The sequence below is a fragment of the Streptomyces sp. NPDC031445 genome (assembly GCF_055581365.1).
In genome coordinates this window covers 2,791-26,146 of record NZ_JBVIJO010000034.1, presented here as the reverse complement: position 1 = coordinate 26,146, position 23,356 = coordinate 2,791, and the positions used below count along the sequence as shown (strand labels likewise).

Here is a 23,356-nt window from a genome sequence, read left to right as displayed (position 1 = left end):
CAATCCCCGGAACTACCTGGCCTTTCTCGGCCTCGCCGCCGCCCTGTGCTGCTACAAGAGACTCGTCCACCTCACCACATAGGACACCGTCTAAGGCCCGCTGCTTTCGGGAATCAGTCACCATTGGGGTCGGTCCCATGTGGCGATGGAAACTCAGTCGTGCGGCGTGAGTGGGGACCGCAGGCCGAGCCACTGCTCGGCGTCCCAGGCGTGGAACCGCTCTACCTCGGTGAAGCCCAGCTTCGCCGCGAGGCGCATCGAGGCGACGTTGGCAGTCTGGGTGTGGAGCACTACCGGCTCGCCGGGAAGGGCGCCGTCGAACCAGTCGAGTGCCGCTGCGCAGGCCTCGGTGGCATACCCGGATCCCCATGCGTGCGGCAGGAACAGGTAGCCGAGATCCACCTTCCCCACGGCAGCCGGGCGACCGTGCTCCGGTGCTCTCCTGAGCAGGATCTGGCCGATCATCGCCCCGTCGAACTCGACGACGAAACTGCCGGGCCGCCGCCCGGGCACCTCGGGCATCTCGCGCTCCAGCTCGTCACGCGGCCGGGGGCCGCCGAGGTAGGTGTGCACCTCCGGCGAGGCGTACAGCTCGATGAACGCCGCTCGGTGCCGGGCCTCGGGTTCACGGAGCACCAGACGCTCGGTCTTGATCGGGGCAGGCGGCCAGGCGACGGGTCCCAGTTCACTCATACCGGCCAACCAATCAGCAGGCCCGCTAACGATCAAGGCTCGCGGACCGATCAGGATCAGCTCGTCGCCCGCGAGGCCACTGCACTGCACTGCACTTTCGCCACCGCTCCGCCCGCGCAAGGCCCCCCTCACCGGACGTGTCCCGCCCCACGGGACGCACCTGCCGATGGATGCCTTTCCGCTCCAGTGTAACGGGACAGGCCCGGCGCGCAGGCCGAGCGGCCTGACCCACGCGGGCAAGCTGCCGTCAGCCGCCGTTCACAGGCCGCGCGACGGCCTGGGACGACCTGGACGCCCGGGTACGCGCCCTGACCGAACGACGCCGCCCGGTGCACCTCCCGTCGCCCGACGCCCCCGCCTCCGTCATGATCGAGGCAGCCCTGGGGCACCTCGATACGCCGCCGCCCGGCGGACACCTGCCCGACCACCCGGCCCTGCGCGACCCGTTCGGCGTCGCCCCGCTCACCTACGGCGCACTCGACGCGCGCCTCGCGCGGCGCGCCCTGGCCGCTGTCCTCGCCGGCGAACGGCTGCCAGAAGCGTGGATGGAGGAGATCACCGCCCCCGGCGACGACGAGACCGAACAGCACACCTACACCCGCCTGCTGACCGCCATCGGCGACTACCGGCGCCGCCCCACCACCGCGCTGGCCCCAGCACGCCGCCTTCCCAGGGACGCCGGCCGGGACGCCGATCATCCTCCAACTGGATGTCATCAGGCACGCCGAAGGGGCTGACCAACTGGAGTTTTTGCTTCAGGTGGTGTGGACCGACGCGGGCGGGCTCGCGGTCGACACCGCTGTGAACGTGGCCTGCTGGTGCGACACCGACCACGCCACGCATGACGTCGACGCGCGCCGCATGACGGTCGGCGAACAGACCTCACTGCCAGACGCCTTCGGTGCCGGCGCTGCACGTCTGACCGGCTGGCTGACGCACCCTCACGACCCGGGCTACTGGCGTGCCAAGGCCGGGCTGCCTGACCGGTAACTCGCTGAGGGAGCCGGCATCCGGTCTCTCATCCGTACCCGGCTGGGCAGGTCCGCACGTCGGCCGGAACAGAGCCTCCACGCACGGGTGTGTCTTTCTCGCGGCCGGTACACGCTGTCGGTTCGGTCAGGGAAGCCTGCCGTACGCGGCCGCTGCCTCGCCGGTGATACGCCGCAGGGCCACCACCGCGCTGGGCAGGAGAACGTTCACATACTCGCTCCAGCTGGCCAGCACCTTGTCCCCCTGCTGTATCTCCGCCGCCAGCGTCGTGGTGGTCCCCATCAGGAAGCCGCCCAGCACGATCCGCCGTCCTGCCGCGTCCGGCACCGTACTCGACAGCACCATCCCGTCGACCCCCATGTCGTACCCGGGATCGTCGGGATAGCCGTGAGGTCGATCAGCCGCAACCCCTCCGGATACCGTTCACGCAACGCCTGCGGCAGCCAGTGGTCGCTCTTGCCGTAGGTCCGGGGGGATTGACGACAATCATTGCGATAGTCGGCACCCGTTGGAGCACACCACCCGGAGGAGCCAGCGCAGGGAGCCAGGCACAGCAGGTTCTTGAGCTGATCGAGGCCCTGCCGGGCAGCGAACGGTACCGCTGCTTCCTCCCGGCTGGGGCATTCGAGCCCACAGCTCCACCGATCAGCTCTTCGAGATCGCCTTTTGCTTCCGCTGCCACGGTGCCCGTATCTGGGGGCCGGACCTCTCCGCCGAGCGACGGAACCAGGCCTTCGACGCGGAGAGCCCTGTCGCCCTTGAGCTGCTCAGCCGATTCCGCTCCTGCGTTGCGGACTGAAGCACTTGGTCTCTTGCGCGACGGATCGCCACATGCAACGGCGTCTTACGCGGGCCGTTCACCCGGTACGTGGTCTGTGCCACCGCCCGGCGTCCGCCTGGGGCCGGCAGTTCCCGTATGGCCTGCAGCCATGTTTCGCCGAAGCCGGCCGGACACGGGTTCACACCCGCCGCGGCGCCGTTCGGCGTTCTGCAGCATCGTGCTGGTCCCACACACCTGGTCTTCGCTCACACCCCGATCGGGTAGCTGCCGCTCCCATCACGTTCACCGGCACGAAAGGTTGGTCCCACGGGGGAGGGTGCCCACCAGAACCTGCCCAGGACCGTTCCGGACAGCACTCCGGCCGCCAAGCCCCGCTCACAGAGAGCTGGTTGAGCACCTGTCGAGCGTGCAGATCGGTCAGCTCTGACTGTTGGGTTCCACAGGCTGCCACACCATGGTGATCTTTTTGCTTGCAGTGTCGGGTGATTCACGTTTCGAAAAAGATGTGTCCGTTTTTGAGCGACACCTGTTTACCTTCACCATGCAAAGTGTTGGTGCTTCGAGCCAAGTATTTTTGCGTTTCGTGACGAGCTCTTGACGGCTTTTTGATGCCGTGTTGGGGGGATTCGGTGACTTTCATTCCCTGGGCCTGCTGATTGACAGGTATGCAAAGCCGGGCTTTGATCGCCAGGCTGTGGAAGCCATGTGATCAAAGGGCGGGGATTATGGGGTGGGGTGTGCTGCGCACTGGCGCGGGCGGCGGGAGGCGGCGTGTGTATGCACGCTGTGCCGGGCTGCTTGCTCCGGTTCTACTCGTGCAGATGCTGACTGCCGCAGGAGCTCATGAGGTCTTCGCCGCAGGCGACAACGTTGCCGCGGCGAGTGCCGACGGCGGGGATCTCTCCCCTGAGGCTGCTGCGTCACGCAAGGCCGCGCAGGCGGGCTCGCCGGTCGAGGTGGGGGAGGAGACGACTCCCACCCAGTTGGTCATGGCTCAGCCGGACGGTACGTTCACGGTCGAGTTCGATCCGGCGCCGGTGCGGGTGAAGCAGGCGTCGGGATGGGTGCCGGTCGATACCAACCTGGTGGTGACGTCCTCCCGGGAGCTGGCGCCGAAGGCCGCCGCGGCAGACATCGCCTTTTCCGGCGGTGGTTCCAGTGCGCCTTTGGCGAGGATCTCCCAAAGCGGGAAGACATACAGCGTCCGTTCGCCGTGGACGTTGCCGACGCCCACGTTGTCGGGATCCACGGCTACATACGCCAACGTCATGCCAGGCACGGATCTGGTGGTTCAGGCCACGCCGGACGGCTTCAGCGAGAACCTCGTGGTCAAGACCCGTGAGGCGGCCCAGAACACGGAGCTGTCGAGCATCCGTTTCCCTGTCTCGGTCGAGGGCGTCTCCGCACACGACACGCACGCCGGCGGAGCCGCCTTCGTTGACGATCAGGGGCGCCCGGTGTTCACCACGGGCACCGCGCTGATGTACGACTCCTCCACGCCCGCGAGCCCCACTCAAAGCTCGCCGGTCTCCAGGGCGTCACATGACGTGACGGCCGCCTCGGCGGACACGGCGGCAGCGGACCCCGGTGTGGTGGACGGCCCGGACCCGGGGGCCAGGACGACAGCGATGGATGTGACGGTCTCAAACGAGGCGTTGACTCTGACGCCGGACCAGTCGTTCCTTCAGGACCCTGCCACCACCTACCCTGTGGTGCTGGACCCCCAGACGACCAGCGCGTCGCTGTCCGGCTGGACGACGGTATGGTCGAGCTCCTCCTCAACGTCGTTCTGGAAGACTTCCCACGCGCTGGGTGTGGGGTACGACGCCTGGGTGGACAACAAGAAGGCGCGTTCGCTGTACCAGTTCGACACCCACACCCTGGGTGGCAAGAAGATTGTGTCGGCGACCTTCACCGCGTTGGAGGTGTGGTCTGCCAACTGCACGGACAAACCCGTGGAGCTGTGGCGGACCGGCGGGATTTCGTCATCGACCACGTGGTCGGCGCAGCCGTCGTGGTCCTCCCACGTCGACACCGTGACGACCGCCAAGGGTTACTCCTCTTCCTGCCCGGGCGGGAACGTGTCCTTCGACGCGACGAGCGCGGTGAGCTACACCGCCGGCCAGTCCGCGTCGACCACGACCCTCGGTCTGCGGGCAAGTGACGAGGACGACGCCATCGCCTGGAAGCAGTTCGCTTCGCCGTCCGACCACAAGCCCACGCTGTCGGTGACGTTCGTGTCCAAGCCCAGCACACCGAGCGGCGTGAGGATGTCGAGCCCGAGCCTGGCGTGCGCGTCGTCGCATACCACCGCCGTCGTCATCCGGGATACGACCCCGACCCTGGCGGCCACGCCGCAGTCGTCCGATGGTTCACAGTCCACGCTGCGGCCGAACTTCCAGGTCTTCAAGTACAACCCCGATGTCACTGACCCGGTGGTCGGCTCGGGCAGTCCGTCGGCGTGGACGACGTCAGGCACAGCGGGCACATGGACGACACCGGCGCTCGCCGATGGGCAGACCTACTGGTTCAGAGCTCGTACCGAATACAAGTACTCCTTCAACGGCACGACCGGGTACATGTATTCGGGCTGGTCCCCCGGATGCTGGTTCACGATCGACACCTCCCGTCCCGCCCAGCCGGATGTCGACTCGGCGGACTATCCGGAGTGCGCCACCCCGGACACGCCGAACCTGTGTGCGTTCTACGACGGCGTCGGCAAGCCCGGCTCGTTCACGCTGAAGGCCAATGGGGCGCCCGATGTCGTCAAGTACACGTACCAGCTGAACGACAACCAAGAGAAGACCAAGACCTTCACGACGGCGACACCCAGCTACACCGTTTCCCTTTCGCCCGACGTACGCGGTGTGAACACCCTTACCGTCCAGACGTGGGACGCCGCCGGGAACAAGTCATCAGACAGCTACACCTACTTCTTCAAGGTCGCGGCAGGCGCCGGCGCGGTCGACCAGTGGTCGATGGACGAGGGAACCGGCACCACGGCGGCAGACTCCGTCGACGGCAAGAACGCCACCCTCGCCGCCGGTGCGAGCTGGTCCGACAAGGCCCGGCTCGGCAAGGCGATGCAGGGCAACGGAACCTCCGCCTACGCGGTGACGGGCTCCTCGGCCCTGGACACGAGCAAGAGCTTCACCGTTTCCGCCTGGGTGAGATTGAATTCCCTGGCCACGAACAGCACCTTCATCGCGCAGGAAGGCGTGAACGCCGACGGTTTCCAGCTCTACTACTCCACCGGCTTCGGCTGGGTGTTCAACCGGCATGCATCCGATGTGACGTCGCCGACGATCGCGCGGGCCCTTTCCTCCGCGACTCCGGTCGTCGGCGTGTGGACCCACCTGCTCGGCGTCTACGACGCCCAGGCCCAGGAGATCCGGCTCTACGTCAACGGCAGGAACGATGAATCCCGCAACGCATCGTTCACCACGCCATGGAAGGCCACCGGTCCGCTCGACATCGGCCGCCGTCTCTACCAGGGCACTTACGGCGAGTACGCGGACGGCGGCATCGACGAGGTCACGATGTGGAACCGCATCCTGTCCGCTGAGGAAATAGCCGATCTGGAGGCGATGACCGACGCGAGCAACGGCCATGCGCGACCGGCACTTGCCGCCGAGTGGAGCATGGATGAGAGCTCCGGCACCAGCGCCTCAGACTCCTCCGGGTACGGTCACGCGGCCACGGTCGCGGCCGGCGGCACCTGGACCACCGACATCGACGGCGGCAGGGGCAAGGTCTTGTCCCTGAACGGAACCTCCACGGCCAATGCCACCGCCTCCGGCCCGATCGTCGACTCCCAGGGCGACTTCACTCTGGCGGCCTGGGCCAAGCTGGACGCGGCATCACTGGCCGACACGAGCGTGGCCCATCACATGAGGATCGCCACTCAGTCAGGCGGCGTACGCGATTCCTGGGGTCTGTGGTACGACCAGGCCGCGGGTTCCGCGCAAGGCATGTGGGTCTTCGGCCGCACCACTGCCGACACCACCAGCGCCTCGGTCGTCAAGGTCCCCGCCAGCATCGCGTCCGCGCAACTGGTCGACCCTGGGGCGTGGACTTTCCTGACCGGCGTCTACGACGGTGCCCACCAGCAGCTCTTCCTCTACGTCAACGGCGCCCGGCAGGGAGCCCAAGGCGACAGCGACACCGACAACGACACCGGTGACGGCATCGTCTTCACCTCGCCCTGGCAGGCCACCGGCACCTTCAACATCGGCCGCGGACGGATCAGCACGGGCGCCTACAGCGACTACACCGGCGGCCTCGTGGACGACGTGCGGGTGTGGACAGGCGTGATGTCCGACACCGACATCGACCAGATGTACGACAAGGAAGCGACCAGCCCGATCTGATCCCGTTCCCGCCGCACGGCGAACGCGACGCATCCTCAGCAGACCTTGCACACGACACGAACCGGGAGAGCAGTCATGGGTGGGCTACGGCGAACACGGCTGTGGGTCGTCGCTGTCACAGCAGGCGCCCTGGTGGCGACGGGGCTGGGAACAGCCCCCGCCGTATGGGCGAGCCAACAGCACGGGCACCACACGGTCGAAGCGCCGGACGTCAAGAACGGCACCGCCGTGCCCTTCAAAGCCAAAAAGGCCACGAAAAAGGATCCGGCCCGGACGGCCGCAGTCCGAACAGCCGCAGAAGTAGCGAAACCCACCACCTGGCCTGCCGCGGCCACCGTCACCCTGCCCGTCGCCCAAAAGCCGGCCTCCGCCAAGACCACCGCGGTCGGCAAGCTGCCGGTCAACGTCAGCGCCCCGGCCAAGGGACCGGCCCCCCAGAAGGTGTCGGTACAGGTGGCCGCGCACAAAACCGCGACCGCCCTGGGCATCAACGGCACCGTGCTGTCCGTCGCCCGCGCCGACGGACGAAACGGCGCGGTCAGAGCCAGGCTGACCCTCAACTACTCCGGTTTCGCGCACGCCTACGGCGGCGACTACGCCTCCCGGCTCACCCTGGTCCGCCTGCCCGCCTGCGCACTGACCACCCCGACGGTGAAGAAGTGCCGGACCACGACACCGGTCGCCACCACCAACGATGTCGTGCACCACACCCTCACGGCCACCGCCCCGGTGTCCTCCGCCCACACGACGCTCGCCGCGACCACCACCGCCAAGTCCGGCGCCGGCTCCTACCAGGCAACCTCCCTCAGCCCGTCCGCCGCCTGGAACGCCGGCGGCTCCAGCGGCGACTTCACCTGGTCCTACCCACTCACCGCGCCCCCGTCCAACGGGGGGCCTGCCCCCAACCTGGCCATCACCTACGACGCTCAGAGCGTCGACGGCCGGCTGCCCTCCACCAACAACCAGCCGTCCTGGATCGGAGAGGGATTCGACCTCTCGACCTCCTACATCGAACGCTCCTACGACTCCTGCGACGACGACGGCCAGTCCGGCAAAAACGACGAATGCTGGGCGAACGACAACGCCACCCTCGTCCTCGGCGGCAAGTCCAGCCCGCTGATCAAAGACAGCAAGACCGGCACCTGGCACCCCAAGACGGACGACGGCGAACGCGTCGTGCGCTCCACCGGCGCCACCAACGGCGACAACGACGGCGAGTACTGGACCGTCACCACCCAGGACGGCACCCAGTACGTCTTCGGCAAGAACCACCTTCCCGGCTGGACCACCGGCGCCGCCGTCACCAACTCCGTGTGGACCGCACCCGTCTTCGGCGACGACTCCGGCGAACCCGGCTACGACCAGGGCACCAGCTTCTCCGGCCGCGCCCTCACCCAGGCCTGGCGGTGGAACCTCGACTACGTCGTCGACCCCCACGGCAACGCCATGTCGTACTGGTACACCAAGGAGACCAACTACTACGCCAAAGACGGCGCCACCACCGTCAACGGCACCGCATACGACCGCGGCGGCTACCTCAGCCGGATCGACTACGGCATCACCTCCGCAACCGTCTTCGGCAACGCCCCGGAAAAGGTCACCTTCACCACAGCAGAGCGCTGCCTGGTAACCAGCACCGAAACCTGCTCCACACTCAACTCCACCACTGCCGCACACTGGCCGGACGTCCCGTTCGACCAGATCTGCGCCTCCGGCAAGACCTGCACCGCCACCGGGCCCACGTTCTTCTCCCGCAAGCGGCTGACCGGCATCACCACCAGCATCTGGGACGTGAGCCTGGCCACCCCCGCCTACCGGGACATCGACAGCTGGGCACTGGCCCAGTCCTTCCCCGACCCCGGTGACGGCACCTCTGCCGGTCTGTGGCTGACGTCCATCACCCGCACCGGCAAGGACGGCGCGACCACGGCCATGCCGCCGGTCACCTTCGCCGGCATACAACTGTTCAACCGGGTCGACACCACCCACGACGACATCGCCGCCCTGGTCAAGTGGCGCGTCCGCAAAATCACCTCCGAAACCGGCTCGGTCCTGACCGTCAACTACTCAGATCCACAATGCGTCGCCGGCTCCACCATGCCCTCCAGCCCCGACGCCGACACACTGCGCTGCTTCCCCGTCTACTGGCAGCCGCCCTACACGCCCGACCCCCAGCTCGACTGGTTCCACAAGTACGTCATCACCCAGGTCACCGAGTCCGACCCCACCGGCGGCGCTCCGCTGAAGGAAACCGACTACACCTACAACGGCTCGCCGGCCTGGCACTACGACAGCGACAACGTCACCTCACCGGCCAAACGCAAGACATGGTCCGTCTGGCGCGGCTACACAAGCGTCACCACCACCACAGGCAACGACCAGAGCACCCGCACCAAGACGGTCGCGACGTACTTCCGTGGCATGGACGGCGACAAACAGTCCGACGGCACCACCCGCAGCGCCAAGATCACCGACTCCAAGGGCACCTCCCTCACCGACTCCGACCCGCTCGCCGGCACCGTCCGCGAATCCATCACCTACAACGGCAGCGACGAAGTCTCCGGCACCATCACCGACCCCTGGATCCACACCACCGGCACCGACGGCACCCGGGCCTCCGCCTACACCCGCCCCCAGACCGTCCACAACCGCACCGACCTGTCCTCCGGCGGCACCCGCAACACCACCGTCACCACCACCTACGACGACACCACCGGCGCCGCACAAACCGTCGACGACTCCGGCGACGAGTCGGTCACCGGCGACGAACAGTGCACCCGCACCACCCTCGCCGACAACACCACCGACTGGCTGATCGCCTTCCCCACCCGCGTGGAAACCGTCGACGTCAGCTGCAGCGCAGCCACCAGCCGCCCCGACGACGTCATCTCCGACGTCCGCACCCTCTACGACAACCAGCCCTACGGCACAGCCCCCACCCTCGGAGACGAAACCTCCACCCAGCGGCTGAACTCGTACAACAACGGCAGCCCGGTCTACCAGACCGTCTCCACCAGCCACTACGACCCCCAAGGCCGCGTCGACTCCGTCAAGGACACCAACTCCGCCACCGTCAGCACCACCAAGTACACCCCCACCACCGGCGGCCCGCTGACCAGCACCCTCACCACCGACGCCGCGACCTACTCCACCACCACCACCTTCGACCCGGGCCGAGGCACCGCCACCTCCGTCGTCGACCCGAACAACAAGCGCACCGACTACGCCTACGACGGCCTCGGCCGCCTCACCAAACTCTGGCTCCCCAACCGCTCCAAGGCCAACAACCAGACCCCCAGCCTGGTCTACACCTACACGATCTCCAACACAGCAGCCTCCGCCGTCGCCACTGGCAAACTCAACAACGACGGCACCACCTACGACACCACCTACGCCCTCTACGACGCGCTGCTGCGGCCCCGCCAGACCCAGACCCCCGCCCCGGGCGGCGGACGCGTCATCGCCGAAAGCACCTACGACAGCCGCGGCCTGGCCGTCGCGTCCAACGCCGACTACACCGACACAAGCGCTCCCTCCGCAGTCCTCGCCACCATCACCTCGGCCATCCCCGCACAGACCCTCACCACCTACGACGGCGCCGGCCGCCCGACGGCGGCCGACTTCTACACCGCAGGCACCAAGCGATGGACCACCTCCACCTCCTACGGAGGTGACCGCGTCACCGTCACCCCGCCCAAGGGCGGCATCGCCACCACGACACTGACCGACCCCCTCGGCCGCACCACCGAAACCCGGCAGTATGACAACGGCAGCCCCTCCGGCTCCTACACCTCGATCAAATACCACTACGACGCCAAGAGCAGACTGAAGGAAGTCGTCGACGACGACGGCAACACCTGGTCCTACGACTACGACCTCATGGGCCGCAAGATCAGCTCCAGCGACCCGGACACCGGCAAGACCACCACCACATACAACGAACTCGACCAGGTCGCCTCCACCACCACCGCAGTCGGCACGGCCGACGAGAAGACCCTCAGCTACACATACGACGCCCTCGGCCGCAAAACCGGCATGTACGACGGCGCCCTCACGGATGCCGATCACCAACTCGCCAAGTGGACCTACGACAGCGTCGCCAAGGGCCAGCCGACCTCCGCCATCCGCTATGTAGGAGGCTCCGGCACCACAGGCAAGGCCTACATCAGCCAGGTCGGCTCCTACGACGCCCTCTACCGGCCCACCCTGACCCGCGTCACCATCCCCTCGGTCACGGGTGAGGAAGCACTGGCCGGCAGCTACACCTCCAGCATCGGATACAACCTCGACGGCAGCGTCCAGTTCACCTCCCTCCCCGCAGCCGGCGGCCTGCCCGGTGAATCACTGGAGTACGGCTACAACGAACTGAGCATGCCGACCACCCTCAACGGGGCAACCGGCTACGTCCAGGACACCAGCTACACCAAACTCGGCGACATCAAGCAGCTCACCCTCGGCGTCTCCGCCGCCGACACCGCCAAATGGCTGCAGATCAGCAACACCCTCGAAGACGGCACCCGCCGCCTGAAGCGGCAACTCGTCACCGACGACACCCACACCGCGCCCGTCCAGGACACCAGCTTCGACTACGACGACGCCGGCAACCCCACCAAGACCGCCACCCACGCCGACGGCACCGACGACGTCCAGTGCTACCGCTACGACGGACACGACCGCCTCACCCAGGCATGGACCGCCACCGACGGCTGCTCCGCCGACCCCACCACGGCCGTCCTCGGCGGCCCGGCACCGTACTGGCAGAGCTTCACCTACGACCACCTCGGCAACCGCAGAACCCAGGTCAACCACGCGACCACCGCCGGCGGCGACGACGCCACCACGACCTTCCACTATCCGGCCCCCGGCAGCGACCAGCCCCACACCCTCACCGACTCGACCACCACCACCGGCACCACCACAACCACCGACACCTACACCTACGACGCCTCCGGCAACACCCAAACACGCGTCCTCGACGGCAAGACACAAACCCTCGACTGGGACGACGAGGGCCACCTCGCCAAGGCCACCACCGACGCCACCACCACCTCCTACCTGTACGACGCCGACGGCAACCGCCTCCTGGCCCGCGACGACACCGGCACCACCCTCTACCTCGGCGACACCGAAGTACACCTCGCCAAGGGCACCAGCACCACCACCGGCACCCGCTACTACACCTGGGCCGGCCAGACCATCGCCGTACGCACCAGCACCGGCAGCCTCCAATGGCAGGTCACCGACGCCCACAACACCGCCGAAACCGCCGTCGACGCCACCACCCAGACAGCATCCCGCCGCCGCCTCGACCCCTTCGGCAACCCCCGCGGCACCCAACCCGCCACCGGCACCTGGCTCGGCGACAAGGGCTTCATCAACGGCATCCAGGACACCACCACCGGCCTGACCCACCTCGGCGCCCGCGAATACGACCCCACCATCGGCCGCTTCATCTCCGACGACCCCCTCCTCGAACTCACCGACGCCCAGCAGATCGACGGCTACACCTACGCAGCCAACAACCCCCTCACCGGCAGCGACCCCACCGGACTGGTAAACGTCCTCGAGACCGGCGGCGGCGACGGCACCGAGTCGGCCAAGCAACTCGACGGCAACCCCAACCTCGACACCGGAACCCACCACAACGGCGGAGGTGGGGGAGGCGGCGGAGGCGGAAGCAGCCACCACAGCTGCGGCTGGTCACTCTCCTGCCACGTCTCCAACTGGGGGCACAAGGCCTACCACGCAGTCCAGCGACACCCGGTGATCGCCACAGTCGTCGCAACCGCCGTCGTCGTCGGAGTCGTCGCCTGCGTCGCCGCCACAGCCGGAGGCTGCGGAGCAGTCCTCGCAGCCGGCGCCAGCGGATTCTCGGCAGGCGCCGAAGCAGGCAGCCTCACAGCAGCAGCGGTCGGCGCATCCGCAGGAGTGATCGAATCAGGCGGCGCAGTCGTCGCGGGAGCGGCAGGCATAGCCGGAGCGGGAGCCGCAGCCGTCGAAAAGGGCACGGAAACCGCAGCCGCGTCCAAGGCCGCCACCGACTCCGGCGCCAAGGTGGCCGCTACCGCAGCTGAGGAAACCGCTGCGTCCGGCGCGGCACGAGGCGGCCAACGAGCCGAGGAAGCCGCACCCAAGAGCGGCGCCAGCGGCTGCAACCACAGCTTCCTGCCCGCCACCAAGGTCCTGATGGCCGACGGCAGCACGAAGCCAATCAAGAACATCAAGGCGGGCGACAAGGTCCGGGCCACCGACCCCCACACCGGGAAGACTCGATCCCGCACCGTCAAGAAGCTGATCACCACTAAGCACGACAAGGACTTCGCCACTCTCACCATCCGTGACAACGGCGGAGCCTCCAAGATCGTCGCCACCGTCACCCACCCCTTCTGGGTCACCACCCAACGGGAATGGATCGACGCCGGCCACATCAAACCCGGCATGCGCCTACGAACCGCCCAAGGCGCATCAGTACCGGTCACCTCCGTGCTCGTCTGGCACCACCAGCACCTCACCCACGACCTCACCGTAGCCACCACGCACACGTACTATGTGCTGGCCGGAACCACTCCGGTCCTGGTTCACAACTGCGGTGGAGAAACCCTTTATCGAGCTCCCCATAGGGGGAATAAGGCGGCTGAGGCGGATGGGCTGAACCCTGCACACCACCCGGACAACGGCCGACACCCGGGGACGGCTTACCTCGGGCACACGGAGGGCGTCGCGCAGCAGTACGCCGAACAGGGAATCTACGAGGACGGCTACTGGAAGTACACGATGAAGCCGGAGTTCAGTGAACACTTCCCGGCTTCGCAATACCGGACTCCACACGACAACAAGCCCGGCGAATATCAGTGGATTATCCCCCGGGATAAAATTCCGCTCTTCAATTCGCTGATCGCCGACCGTAAATGGATCAACTACTATCAGGGGTACGCGTGGTAGACCGCGATCAGCTGTGGGAGCAGAGCGGCCTGCATCAGTTTCAGATCGTTCAGTGCAAGGTCACTGAGCATCGCGGGCGCTTCGGTGTCGACGTGGAACTGACATCTCCCGTCGCGGGGGTTCCCGCTTTCATCGACTCTATTCTGCTCGTAGAGGCGGGCTCCAAAGTGACGCCTGAAGATTTCCCGGAGATCGGGGCCATTTTGGATGCTGTGACTCTCGATTTCATGCCTTGGGGGGAGCTTCGACTGTCCGCTAGGCCGTCTTCTGTTGCTAGGCAGCGCCGGTCTGATCGTCAATAAAAGGCAACGCCGTTGTACTGCACCATGCGATGGGGGGATTTCTTGATTTAGATGCTCCACCCTCTCACCCTGCTAAGGAAGGGTGAAGGGTGCAATACGTCCCCGATTCACTATGGTGATCCACTTTCGAGAGTCTGACGCTTGTAGCCCGTGAAGCCTCGCAGGAGCTGTCCTGCGGGGCTTCACGGCGTTCTTGACGGGCAACGCTGACGGCAATGTCGGGGGACGACGGCTGCGGAGGGTGGGTCTTCCGGTTCATCGTCAGTCGGGCTGAGGGCGTCGATGGCTTGGCGTTGGAGGCGGAGTCGTACGTGGGCGTAGACGCCAGCGGTGACGCCGATGTGGGCATGGCCCAACAGCTCTTTGATGACGACGAGGTCGACGCCTTGTTCCAGGAGCAGGGTGGCGGTCGGCGGAGGTCGTGGAAGCGGATGTGCCGGAGTCCGGCGCGGTCGAGGAAGCTCCGGAAGCGGCGTGTGCCGTGTCGGGCCGTATGTCGCCGGCCGGGCCTGCGCGGGTCCCGGCCAGGCAGGCCCGGCCGGCGGCGGTTTGATGGCCGCCTGCCCCGCCGTGCCCCGCCGTGCCTCGCCGTGCCCCGTTGCGCCTTCCGCCCCCGGGCCCGCCCTGACGTCGATCGCTGGCCTCCATCTGAGCCACCGGCGCCCGCCGCGCTGCCCGTGTCCGCCGTCCTCCCGCTCCCGCTGCGCCCCGTGTGCCGTCCTGCGGCCGGCCACCCGCCGCACCGGCCCCCTGGGCCGGCGGCCGGACGGGCCCCCGCTCCTGGCAGTCGGTCGCCGCGCCCGCCTGTCTGGGCCCGGCCGTCCTGGGCCCGGGCCCGCCGCCGTACTTCCCATGCCTCCGCGCCGCCCCCGCCGCACCCCTGCAGTGCTGCGGCCGCGCGGCGCCGTGCACGAAGGCGACCTCCCGCGGTCCGGCCGCCGTGGCCCCACCCGCGCCTCTGGCCGTCCCCGCCCGGTCTCCGGCCGCCCGCCGGCGGCCCGGCCGTCTCGGCCACCACGCCGTTCCGGCGCCTGGCCGTTCGGAGGCTTGCCGCCAAGCTTTGCGGCGCCTGACGGCCGTCCGTCCGTCCCGCGTGATGCTCCCCGCCTGTCCGCCGTTGCGGAGGCCGGGCCGTCGCCCGTCCTGCGGCCGCGTCCCGCATGCTGCGCTCGCCGCCGCGCCTGCCCCACCAGCTGCGCCCGTGCCGCGCCGCCCCGCCCTCCACGCCCGCCGCCGTATCCTCCGCGCCTCCGCGCCGCTCCCCGGCGGCCTGGCGGCCCCGCGCTCGTCCCGCCGTGTTCATGCGTTCCCGCCCGCGCCGGTGTGTCGTGTTCCCCGTCCGCTCGTGCATGGGCCGCCGTGCTGTGCCGGCCTGCGGCGCCTCGTCCCGCCGGGTTGGGCCTGCGTGCGCCGTCCCGTTGCCGCCTGTCTGACCGCCCGAGCCGCCGCCGCGCTGCCGACCTGCTTCTTCCCGGTCGCCCTCGGCAGGCCGGCCGCCACCGCCTGCGCCGTCTGGTCCTCCGCGCATCAGACAGGGGCCCCCGGGGCCGCGGCGCGCTCGGCGGCCGCGCGGTGCCGCCCCCGCCTGTGCTTCGTCCTGCGCGGCCGTGATGATCAGAGCGAGCGCGGCGGCGCGCGGTGGCCCGTGGTGTCGGTCATCGCGGTTTCCCGGCGGTTCCTGGGTGTGTTCACGGCCGTGTTGGGTGCGAAGGGCGGCGGGCGCTGGTTGTGCCGGGGCCCGATGGTTGTCACCGACAGGGCCGAATAGGCTGGCAAAGAGCCGGGCCGAAGCAGCCTGGTTGCCACCTGGGAGGCCGGCCACTTGTCACCGACGCTCAATCAGCAGCTGCGCTGTCACCGGGTCGAGGCGTGACGCGGGACCGGCTCGCCGGGATGCTCGGCGAGCAGACCAATGCATGTGTACCTGCGCGCGACGCGTTGATCGCCGGCGGAACCTTCACCGTCTGGGACGGCGCGGTTCCTGCCGACCGCCTCGCACGCATTTACCGGAGGCGGCTTCGTATCACTCAAAGGCGCGGACAGCCGACACTGGCCCTCGCCGCCACAGTCGACGTCCTCTTCCAGGCAGCAGAGGAGCCTGTCCGTATCGGCCGCATCGACGCAGCAGACACGCCCTGGGCGTTCATGCTCTTCCTCAACGCCACCGCCACCGCAGTACTGGCGTGCACCGGCGTTGCCAGAAGCGAGTCCCCGGGCAGGGCCGGTCACTGACGCGAAGGGACAACGCCTGCTTTGGTGATGCCTGTTGTGCTTCTGCTCGCGGCCCTCCACGCCAGCGGATGGGACCCCTGTGGGTACCAGCGCATGCCGAGTTGGTCCAGCTGGGCGCGTTGTTCGGGTTGAGTTTGTCGGCGCCGCGGCGGGCACCCGCCGGGGCGATCTGCGCTGCGGACGGGACCGCTCGCGACCGTACGGCAGGATGTGGTCATGGCGATTGAAGGCGTGCGCTGGCTTGCGGAGTCCGAGTGGTGTTACAGCGTCACCTTCGCTCGTGGCATCACACCGGAGGAGTTGGCTGTACGCCTGGGGGCCAGTCCCGGCGCCGCGCGTGCGACGGCCACGGCGCAGGAAGCAGTCGCTCTCCCTAATGGTCGGGCGTGGACGCCATCGAGGATGAATACGACGGTGTGGTGATGCGGGCCGGCGCCGGCGCGGGCTGGGCGTTCGGGATCGTAGAGGGTGGTCCCGTCAGTCGAGCGCCGAACCAGGCTGTGGAGGCCCTGTCGGCCGGTACGTCGGCTGTGGAGCTGTGGCGGACGGTTAACGCCGACATGGGTTGTGCCTTGGCCGAGAACGGGCGGACGGTATGCCGTTTCGAACCCAGGCCGTGAGCATGAGCGTGCGGGAACCGAACCGGACCGTCTGTTGCCCGCCCTGCGACGCGCCGGACTCGTCCTGCCCGACGGGTCGGCGCCCTTCGAGCACGGGCACGACGTTCCGGACACTATGCTGCGGGTATTGGCGATGGTTGGAGCGGAGTTCAGTCTGGACCTGCCCCGCCGGGCCGTGCTTGAGGACGCACTCACCGCAGCTGTGTTGCAGGTGTAGCCGCGGGGCCGCATAACGGCCGAGGGCACGGGATCAGGTCGCTGACCTCGTCCCGTGCCCTGGCTTATGCCGCGGCGGGCGGGCCTTGCGCGGGTCCCGGCCGGGCAGGTCCGGCCGGCGGCGGTTTGATGACCGCTGCGCCTTTCGCTCCCGGGCCCGCCCTCACGTCGACCGCTGGCCGCCATCTGAGCCACCGGCGCCCGCCGCGCTGCCCGTGTCCGCCGTCCTCCCGCTCCCGCTGCGCCCATGCGCCGTCCCACGGCCGGCCACTCGCCGCACCGGCCCCCTGGGCCGGCGGCCGGACGGGCACGCCCTGGGCCCGCCCGGCGCCCGGGCCGGTCGGGCGTACTCCCCGCGCCTCCGCGCCGCCCGTACCGCACCCCTGCCGTGCTCCGGCCGTGCGGCGCCGTGCACAAATGGCGACCTCCCGCCGTCCGGCCGCCGTGGCCCCGCCCGCGCCTCTGGTCGTCCGCGTCCGGCCTCCGGCCGCCCGGGACGCCGCCACGCCCGCGCCGTTCCGGCCCCTGGTTGAACTTCCCCATCCAGCGCTCGGGGGTGGGACAGACCTGCTCACTGAGATTCCCCACTGCCAGGACCCCATCACCCTTCGTTGTCAGAGGCGGCACGCATACTCGGGGCGGTCGATCGGGCGAAGGGAAGTGGGCGTGAAAGAGATTTAGGACGGCATAACCCGTCTACTGGCTGACGCAGTGGAAGCGGAGATCGAATCAGAGAGCTGTCCGGCCTGGCTGCTGCGGCCAGGGCGGATCGAGTGCCTCGCCATGTGGGAGACGGTGTCCGCGATTCACGGCGCGCTCACCGGGCTGGTCCTTCCCGAACAGGCCCCTTCTCGTGAGCGGCGACGCCTGGATGTCCTGCTGACCTACGAGAATGGGGAGCAGCAGATCCTGGAGGTCGACGAGAAGCAGCACTTCACCGGGGCCCGCGCCCTGACCCTGGAGCACTATCCGGCAGGCGTGAAGCTCGGCTTCGATGCCTCTCAATGGCTGGCCCGCTCACGGGCCCTTGCCGGGCGCGAGCCCGGCGGTGGCTTCGGCCGGCCGACACCACCGCTGTTCCCCGGCGACGGAGGCCGCCATCGGCAGCGCGCCTTCCGAGATGCGCTGGCAGATCTACTCCCACCCTTGCACGGTTGGCTCCCGACCATCCGGATCAGCGATGCGGAGGTCGCCGCCATTACCTCCGCATCCGATGCGGTCTCGTCGCTCAGGGCATTGCTCCACGAACGCGGTGTACCAGCCTCGTATCTCGTCTTCGGGTGAGGCTCGGCGGTCGGCCATCATTGGCCAAGGCCGAAGCGCGCCCGCCCGGCCAGCGAGATCTCTCGGCTTCGCGTCGGCGGTAGTGAGAGTCAGTGGTGGTGTTCTGGGGTGGGGTGTTACGGGGCTGGTCGGCGGCCGTTGTGGTGGGGTAGGTCGCTGTCATGAGGTGAGAGATTGATGGACGAGACCACTGAGCGTTTTCCAACTTCATGCGATAGCCGATCGGCGCTGTGTCACAGACGTCTGGTAGACCCTGGCTATGACATTCATGGCGGTGGTCGAGGGTGATGTGGGCGGATGGCGCATCGATCGAGATGCGCTGACAGACGCGATCCGTTCCCGGTGGTCTGAGGTTGAGATCGACTCTGTGCACAGCAGTGAAGTGCGCAGCCGCATATGGCAGTTTGAGACGGAGAACGGCCCAGGTGAGGCGCTTCTACACCAGGACGGCACATGCCTGTACATGGACGTCTGGGAGGAAGACGCGATCTGGTTGGCGATCGTCTTCCGCGAGCTGGCGCCCATGAACCTTGACCTGGTGTTCTGCGATGAGGGTTACACCTTCGACGTTCGTCTGCGAGCGGGCACGACCGAGGCCGAAGTGACGGACCTGGTGAATGCTGCGGGTTGATCTCAGCCCGAGGTGGCGAGCTGGAGGACCAGGACGGCTTGGACGAGGCTCGTGATCCGGGTCGAAGCCTCTGGTGGAGACGGTTCTCTTGGTCGAAAACCCATCTACCAGGGGCTTCAGCTGTCTGTCAGCCCAACTGCTCGGCTGTCATGGGAGGTTGGAAATAGCTCACTGTACGCCGCTGCTATCAGCAACCAGCGGGATTACCCACCCAGCTTGGCATCATCATGGCTGTCACCGCTTGCGGGGACGGGCATGCGCTGTCGGCAGCCCGACCGTGACCGCTGCCGTCAGCGGTCGCGTCATGTGCACGGACCGGACAACCCGTTGTCCGAGGTGCGGCGGGCAGCGATCACCGCATCAGCCAGTCGATTGTCAGTGGGAGGTGAGAGGCTGCCGTCTTGACTCATCAGGGAAAGCGAGGGGGAGAAGTGCGGGGGAGCTACGGGCTGGAGCGACAGGACCTACCCGACTGGCTGAGGGGTCGACAGAGACTGAATCCGGTATCCGATCACGACTGTCCGGTGAGTGTTCTCGGACGGTTCGGCGCGGACTACAAGCTTGCCGATCAGATTTCCGTTGGCCTGGGAAAGACCGTCGAAGGAGGTCTGATCATCGCCGAGTTGGTCCGTTTTCGTTCACGGCGCGTCGACCACTGGGTGGTCCGCGAAGGACAGAATCGAACTTCGGGGCTGTGGCGACAGCGGTCGGAGGAGTCTGCCCGATATACAGCCCCCCAAGGGGATGCGGGGCGCGTCGAGGTTCCCTTGACCCCGCAGTCGTTCGCCCGCCGCGCGATCCGCGGACGTGTGGTGTCGCGGCGGGAGCGATATCGCGAACTGCGGCGCTGGGTCGAGGAGTGGGAGGCGGCCGGCCGCCACCAGGCGCATGCCGCCACCGCCGGTACCCGCAGGGTGCGCGACCGCAAGGCCCGCGAGGCGGTCCTCCTTCGCAGTGGAGGTCTGTGCGAGAACCCGTGGTGCCTCCTGCGTGCGCTGCCTTACCGGACGGCGGCGGGTGGCCCCCTACTGGAGGTCGACCATATCGACGACCATGCCCTGGGAGGCCGTGACCATCCGGCTTCCATGATCGCTCTGTGCCCCAACTGCCATGCCAATAAGACGCGTGGAGCGGACAACACCGAGCTGCGAGAGCGTCTGAGGCACGTGGCCGTGGAGTTGGACGCCGCTTGGGAGAGGGACACTGCCCGCGACGAGGGCGCGGCGTAGTTCCGGAGCGAGACCGTCCTGGAGCAGTGTGCTGCTCTACTTGCGTCTTTGGACAACGCCAACCGGGGCCAGACCCTCGCCTGTGTCACCGCCTACTTCCGGTAGGTCCGCACGGAACGTCAGGGCGCCCCGGCCTCCCGCTGGCGCCCGGCGGTGACGTGCCGGCCGTCCTCGACCAGCTGCACCCCCTTTCCGAGTCCCTCACCCTCCCCGCCCGGCCGCCCGCACACGCCCCGGCAGCGTTCGCTCCCGCGCCGCTGTATCGGAAGCCGTACCGCCCGCCGTCCCCTGTCTGCGGTGTCCCCGGCCCGGGCCGGGATGCCGGCCGAGGAGGGGAGCCTTAAGCGCCGGCTCGTGGTCGGCTGGGCGGGCACCCTCTCGGTGTCCGCGCGCGAGGGGGACTGGCTCCTGGTCGTCGAGGCACTGCTGAAGGACACCGTCGACCTCGGGCACGCCGGCTATCTGGCCTACGACGCCGCGTGCCGGCGCGCGCACGCCGGGCAGCGGCCGCGTCCCGAGCTGACCGAGGTCCTGCAGCGGCAGTGGGCCGCCCGCCTGCCCAACCGATGACGTCATCGGCCTGCTGCGGGAGCTGGTGCTCACTGTCCATGCCGGCGCCGGCGGCCCGTTCCGCTGGGCCCGCCCGGCCCGCAACGCCCTGGCGGGCCTGCTGCACCGCGACATCACCCCGCATGTCAGGCAGTCCTGGCACGCCTCCGCCTCCGCCTCCGTCGACCTGGACGAGGTCCGCGTCCTGGACGAGAGGGTCTTCCTTGGCCCGGTCCTCGAGATGGGCCCGCTCTTGGCCCGCGCGGTCCTCGGCCTCGCCGCGGCGGACGCCGCGGCCGGCCTGCCGCTCGCCGAGCGGACGCGGGCCTGCCCGCGGATCGCCGCCGCGGACGAGTACCTGCACGACCGGGTGCTCGCCGCTCACCTCGCCGCCCACCCGCCCGCCGCCGGCACCCACGCCGCGGAAGTGGGGGAGTGGTGGGACCGGGCGGCGGAGGCCACGGTGCGGCTGCTGGTCGGCTGCCCGACGCCGGAAGGTGCCCGGCTGGCCGTCCTCGTGCTGGAGGGCTGCCCGCCCGAGCGGGCCGCCGGCCTGTACCAGCGGGTCCGCGCGGCACTTGGCCCGACCCCTGCCGGCGAGGAGATCGACCGGGTCCTGCCGGCCGCGAGCCCGTCCCGCCTCGCCAGCCGGGACGAGCCGCTCGCCTCCTGGCTGCGCATCTAGGCCTGGTCACCGATCCTGCCCGCGCCCTTGCTGGCCGGCTTCGCCCCGCTGCCAGCCGCGCTGCGCGGGCTTCGGCCGGCCGGGCCGCCCGATCCGCGGACCGCTGCCCGCCCGCGGTCGCGCCAGCACACCGCCGTCGCGGTGGAGGTCCTGCTGGAGCTGGCCGCCGCGGCCGGCCCGCTCGCGGCCGCCGCCGCCCTGGCCGGCGCTCCGGACGCGGGCGCCGCCGGCCACCCTCTGGTGCTGCAGCGCCTTGTGGCGGCCGCCCGCGCAGTCTGGACCGCCGACGTCCGCCGGGTGCTGGAGGCCCTGGCCCGGCAGGAGCTCGCCGCGTTCTACCTCGCCGACGCGGCGAGTACCGCGCGCCACGTGGGCGCCTTCTCCGCCGGGCCGGCCGAGGCCATCCACGCCGCGCTCACCCTCAGCCGCGTCCTGCCCGCTCCCGCCGACCCGCATGTCCCCGACGCGGCGGAGTTCGCCGGCCGGGCGTGGCCGGCTCTGCTTCGCTTCGTGTGGCGCACCGGTGGCGGCCTCGCCGGCGACTTGCCGGCCGTCCTCGACCACCTGCATGCCCTCACCGAGCCCCTCACCCGCCCCGCACCGCCGCCCACACACGCCCCGTCAGCGCCCGCTCCCCCCGCCGCCGACCCGGCCGGTGAAGAGGAAGAACTGCCCGCGGGCCTGCTGGAGACCCACCCGGCGGTGCGCGCGCTGGACTGCCTCCTCGACTACGCCGCCGGCCAGGCCACCAAGGACGGTGCGATGCCCGGCGGTGTTCTCCGCCTGCTCGCCGGCGTCCTGGCCGCCCGCGGCGGCAACGAGGCGGTCGCTGCGGTGATCGGCGCGCACCTGCCGCTCCTGCATCGCCGGGCCACCGCCTTTACCGCCGCCCACCCCGAGCTGTACGCCCTCAGCCCAAATGGCCCCTCACCGGCCGCCGCCTGGCTGGAGAGGGGCGGACCCGACCCGCTGCTGCTCGCCGCCCTGGACCACGGCCAGCTCCTGGCCGCGGTGCGCGCCAACGCGTACCGCGCGGCCACCCGCGTTTCGTTCGCGCTCCTGCTTCAGGAGCCGCCCGACCTGCTCGGCGACCCTGCGGAGGTCTGGCGTGAGCTGGCCGCCGGCCCGGACGGCGCCGACGGCGTCTTGCGCCTGCTCATGCCGCTCGCTCTGCCCCCGCGAGGACGCCCCCGCATGAGCGACGACGCACAGGACCCGGCCGCCCGCGCCCCCCAGGACATCGCGCGCGTGGTGGACGGCGGCGCTGAAGGCCGATCTGCCGCCCGGCGCACTCGCCGGCGCCGGTTGGTTCACCCTCGCCGCCTTCACTGACGAGGTGTGGCTGCCTCTGGCCCGGCGCAGCGCCGAGCACACCCCCGCCCAGGACAACGCCGGCAAGGCCGCCGAACGCGCGGCCGCCCCTCCGCGCAGCCCCGATGCCCTGCTCCTGGCCGTGCACCTGCTGACCCGCCCCGGTCCCGGCCCCTTGAACGACACCGACGTCCGCCGCCACGCCCGCACGCTGCTGAAGGCCGCTGTAGCGCTGCCTGATGCCGAGCGTCCTGCCGCGACCGAACAACTGCGCCGGGCCCTGATGAAGCCGGCGAGGTGGACCTGGCCCAGGCCACGGCGACCGACTGACCGGCCGGGCCCGGGCGTCACCGGGCCGGGGCCGGAACTGAGCGGGGGACGACTGATGACTTGCGTCGGACCGGCCTCCGGCCGTCCGCCCCCGCCTCCGGCCGTCCGCCCCCGCCTCCGGCCGTCCGCCCCCGCCTCCGGCCGTCCGCCCCCGCCTCCGGCCGTCCGCCCCCGCCTCCGGCCGTCCGTAC

General features: G+C 69.3%; 14 protein-coding genes and 2 pseudogenes. 13 read left to right on the top strand and 3 right to left on the bottom strand.

Going from position 1 to position 23,356, the window contains the following annotated elements:
* Positions 1-153: 153 nt before the first annotated feature.
* Complete coding sequence (locus ACZ5DC_RS40080) at positions 154-693, bottom strand: GNAT family N-acetyltransferase (protein ID WP_468661341.1); 540 nt, start codon at positions 691-693, stop codon at positions 154-156.
* 365 nt (positions 694-1,058) lie between these two features.
* Here ACZ5DC_RS40080 and ACZ5DC_RS40075 point away from each other — a divergent pair, with 365 nt between their 5' ends.
* Both ACZ5DC_RS40075 and ACZ5DC_RS40070 read left to right on the top strand, forming a co-directional pair.
* The gene (locus ACZ5DC_RS40075; RefSeq protein WP_468661339.1) at positions 1,059-1,430 is read left to right on the top strand and encodes a hypothetical protein; all 372 of its coding nucleotides are present in this window, start codon (positions 1,059-1,061) and stop codon (positions 1,428-1,430) included.
* Positions 1,431-1,452: 22 nt separating this feature from the next.
* Positions 1,453-1,683, top strand: a complete 231-nt coding sequence (locus tag ACZ5DC_RS40070; RefSeq protein WP_468661337.1) for a hypothetical protein — start codon at positions 1,453-1,455, stop codon at positions 1,681-1,683.
* Between the two features lie 126 nt (positions 1,684-1,809).
* Here ACZ5DC_RS40070 and ACZ5DC_RS40065 read toward each other — a convergent pair whose 3' ends face one another.
* Positions 1,810-2,043, bottom strand: coding sequence for a hypothetical protein (locus ACZ5DC_RS40065; RefSeq protein WP_468661335.1), 234 nt, complete (start codon positions 2,041-2,043; stop codon positions 1,810-1,812).
* A gap of 1,242 nt (positions 2,044-3,285) precedes the next feature.
* On the opposite strand from ACZ5DC_RS40065, the gene ACZ5DC_RS40060 reads away from it, so the two are divergent.
* Both ACZ5DC_RS40060 and ACZ5DC_RS40055 read left to right on the top strand, forming a co-directional pair.
* Positions 3,286-6,834 (top strand): LamG-like jellyroll fold domain-containing protein, encoded by a 3,549-nt coding sequence (locus tag ACZ5DC_RS40060; protein ID WP_468661343.1) that lies wholly within the window; start codon positions 3,286-3,288, stop codon positions 6,832-6,834.
* Positions 6,835-7,287: 453 nt separating this feature from the next.
* Entirely contained in the window at positions 7,288-13,776 is a 6,489-nt protein-coding gene (locus ACZ5DC_RS40055; protein WP_468661333.1) for a polymorphic toxin-type HINT domain-containing protein, read from the top strand.
* Between the two features lie 484 nt (positions 13,777-14,260).
* Here ACZ5DC_RS40055 and ACZ5DC_RS40050 read toward each other — a convergent pair.
* Positions 14,261-14,556 (bottom strand): annotated as a pseudogene (locus ACZ5DC_RS40050) (tyrosine-type recombinase/integrase); the annotation flags it as partial.
* Positions 14,557-15,947: 1,391 nt separating this feature from the next.
* Here ACZ5DC_RS40050 and ACZ5DC_RS40045 point away from each other — a divergent pair.
* From ACZ5DC_RS40045 to ACZ5DC_RS40005, 9 genes and pseudogenes are all read left to right on the top strand, one after another.
* Complete coding sequence (locus ACZ5DC_RS40045; RefSeq protein WP_468661331.1) at positions 15,948-16,310, top strand: hypothetical protein; 363 nt, start codon at positions 15,948-15,950, stop codon at positions 16,308-16,310.
* 386 nt (positions 16,311-16,696) lie between these two features.
* Positions 16,697-16,930, top strand: a complete 234-nt coding sequence (locus ACZ5DC_RS40040) for a DUF6461 domain-containing protein (protein ID WP_468661329.1) — start codon at positions 16,697-16,699, stop codon at positions 16,928-16,930.
* A 927-nt stretch (positions 16,931-17,857) separates the two neighbouring features.
* The gene (locus tag ACZ5DC_RS40035; protein ID WP_468661327.1) at positions 17,858-18,430 is read left to right on the top strand and encodes a hypothetical protein; all 573 of its coding nucleotides are present in this window, start codon (positions 17,858-17,860) and stop codon (positions 18,428-18,430) included.
* A 259-nt stretch (positions 18,431-18,689) separates the two neighbouring features.
* Positions 18,690-19,061 carry a hypothetical protein gene (locus ACZ5DC_RS40030; protein WP_468661325.1) on the top strand — a complete coding sequence of 124 codons (372 nt, stop codon included), beginning with the start codon at positions 18,690-18,692 and terminating at the stop codon, positions 19,059-19,061.
* Positions 19,062-19,585: 524 nt separating this feature from the next.
* Positions 19,586-20,290 (top strand): HNH endonuclease, encoded by a 705-nt coding sequence (locus tag ACZ5DC_RS40025; RefSeq protein ID WP_468661323.1) that lies wholly within the window; start codon positions 19,586-19,588, stop codon positions 20,288-20,290.
* A 297-nt stretch (positions 20,291-20,587) separates the two neighbouring features.
* Positions 20,588-20,860, top strand: a complete 273-nt coding sequence (locus tag ACZ5DC_RS40020; RefSeq protein WP_468661321.1) for a hypothetical protein — start codon at positions 20,588-20,590, stop codon at positions 20,858-20,860.
* Between the two features lie 25 nt (positions 20,861-20,885).
* Positions 20,886-21,524 (top strand): hypothetical protein, encoded by a 639-nt coding sequence (locus tag ACZ5DC_RS40015; protein ID WP_468661319.1) that lies wholly within the window; start codon positions 20,886-20,888, stop codon positions 21,522-21,524.
* 141 nt (positions 21,525-21,665) lie between these two features.
* Entirely contained in the window at positions 21,666-22,856 is a 1,191-nt protein-coding gene (locus ACZ5DC_RS40010; RefSeq protein WP_468661317.1) for a hypothetical protein, read from the top strand.
* A 4-nt stretch (positions 22,857-22,860) separates the two neighbouring features.
* A pseudogene (locus ACZ5DC_RS40005) lies at positions 22,861-23,356 on the top strand (hypothetical protein); the annotation flags it as partial.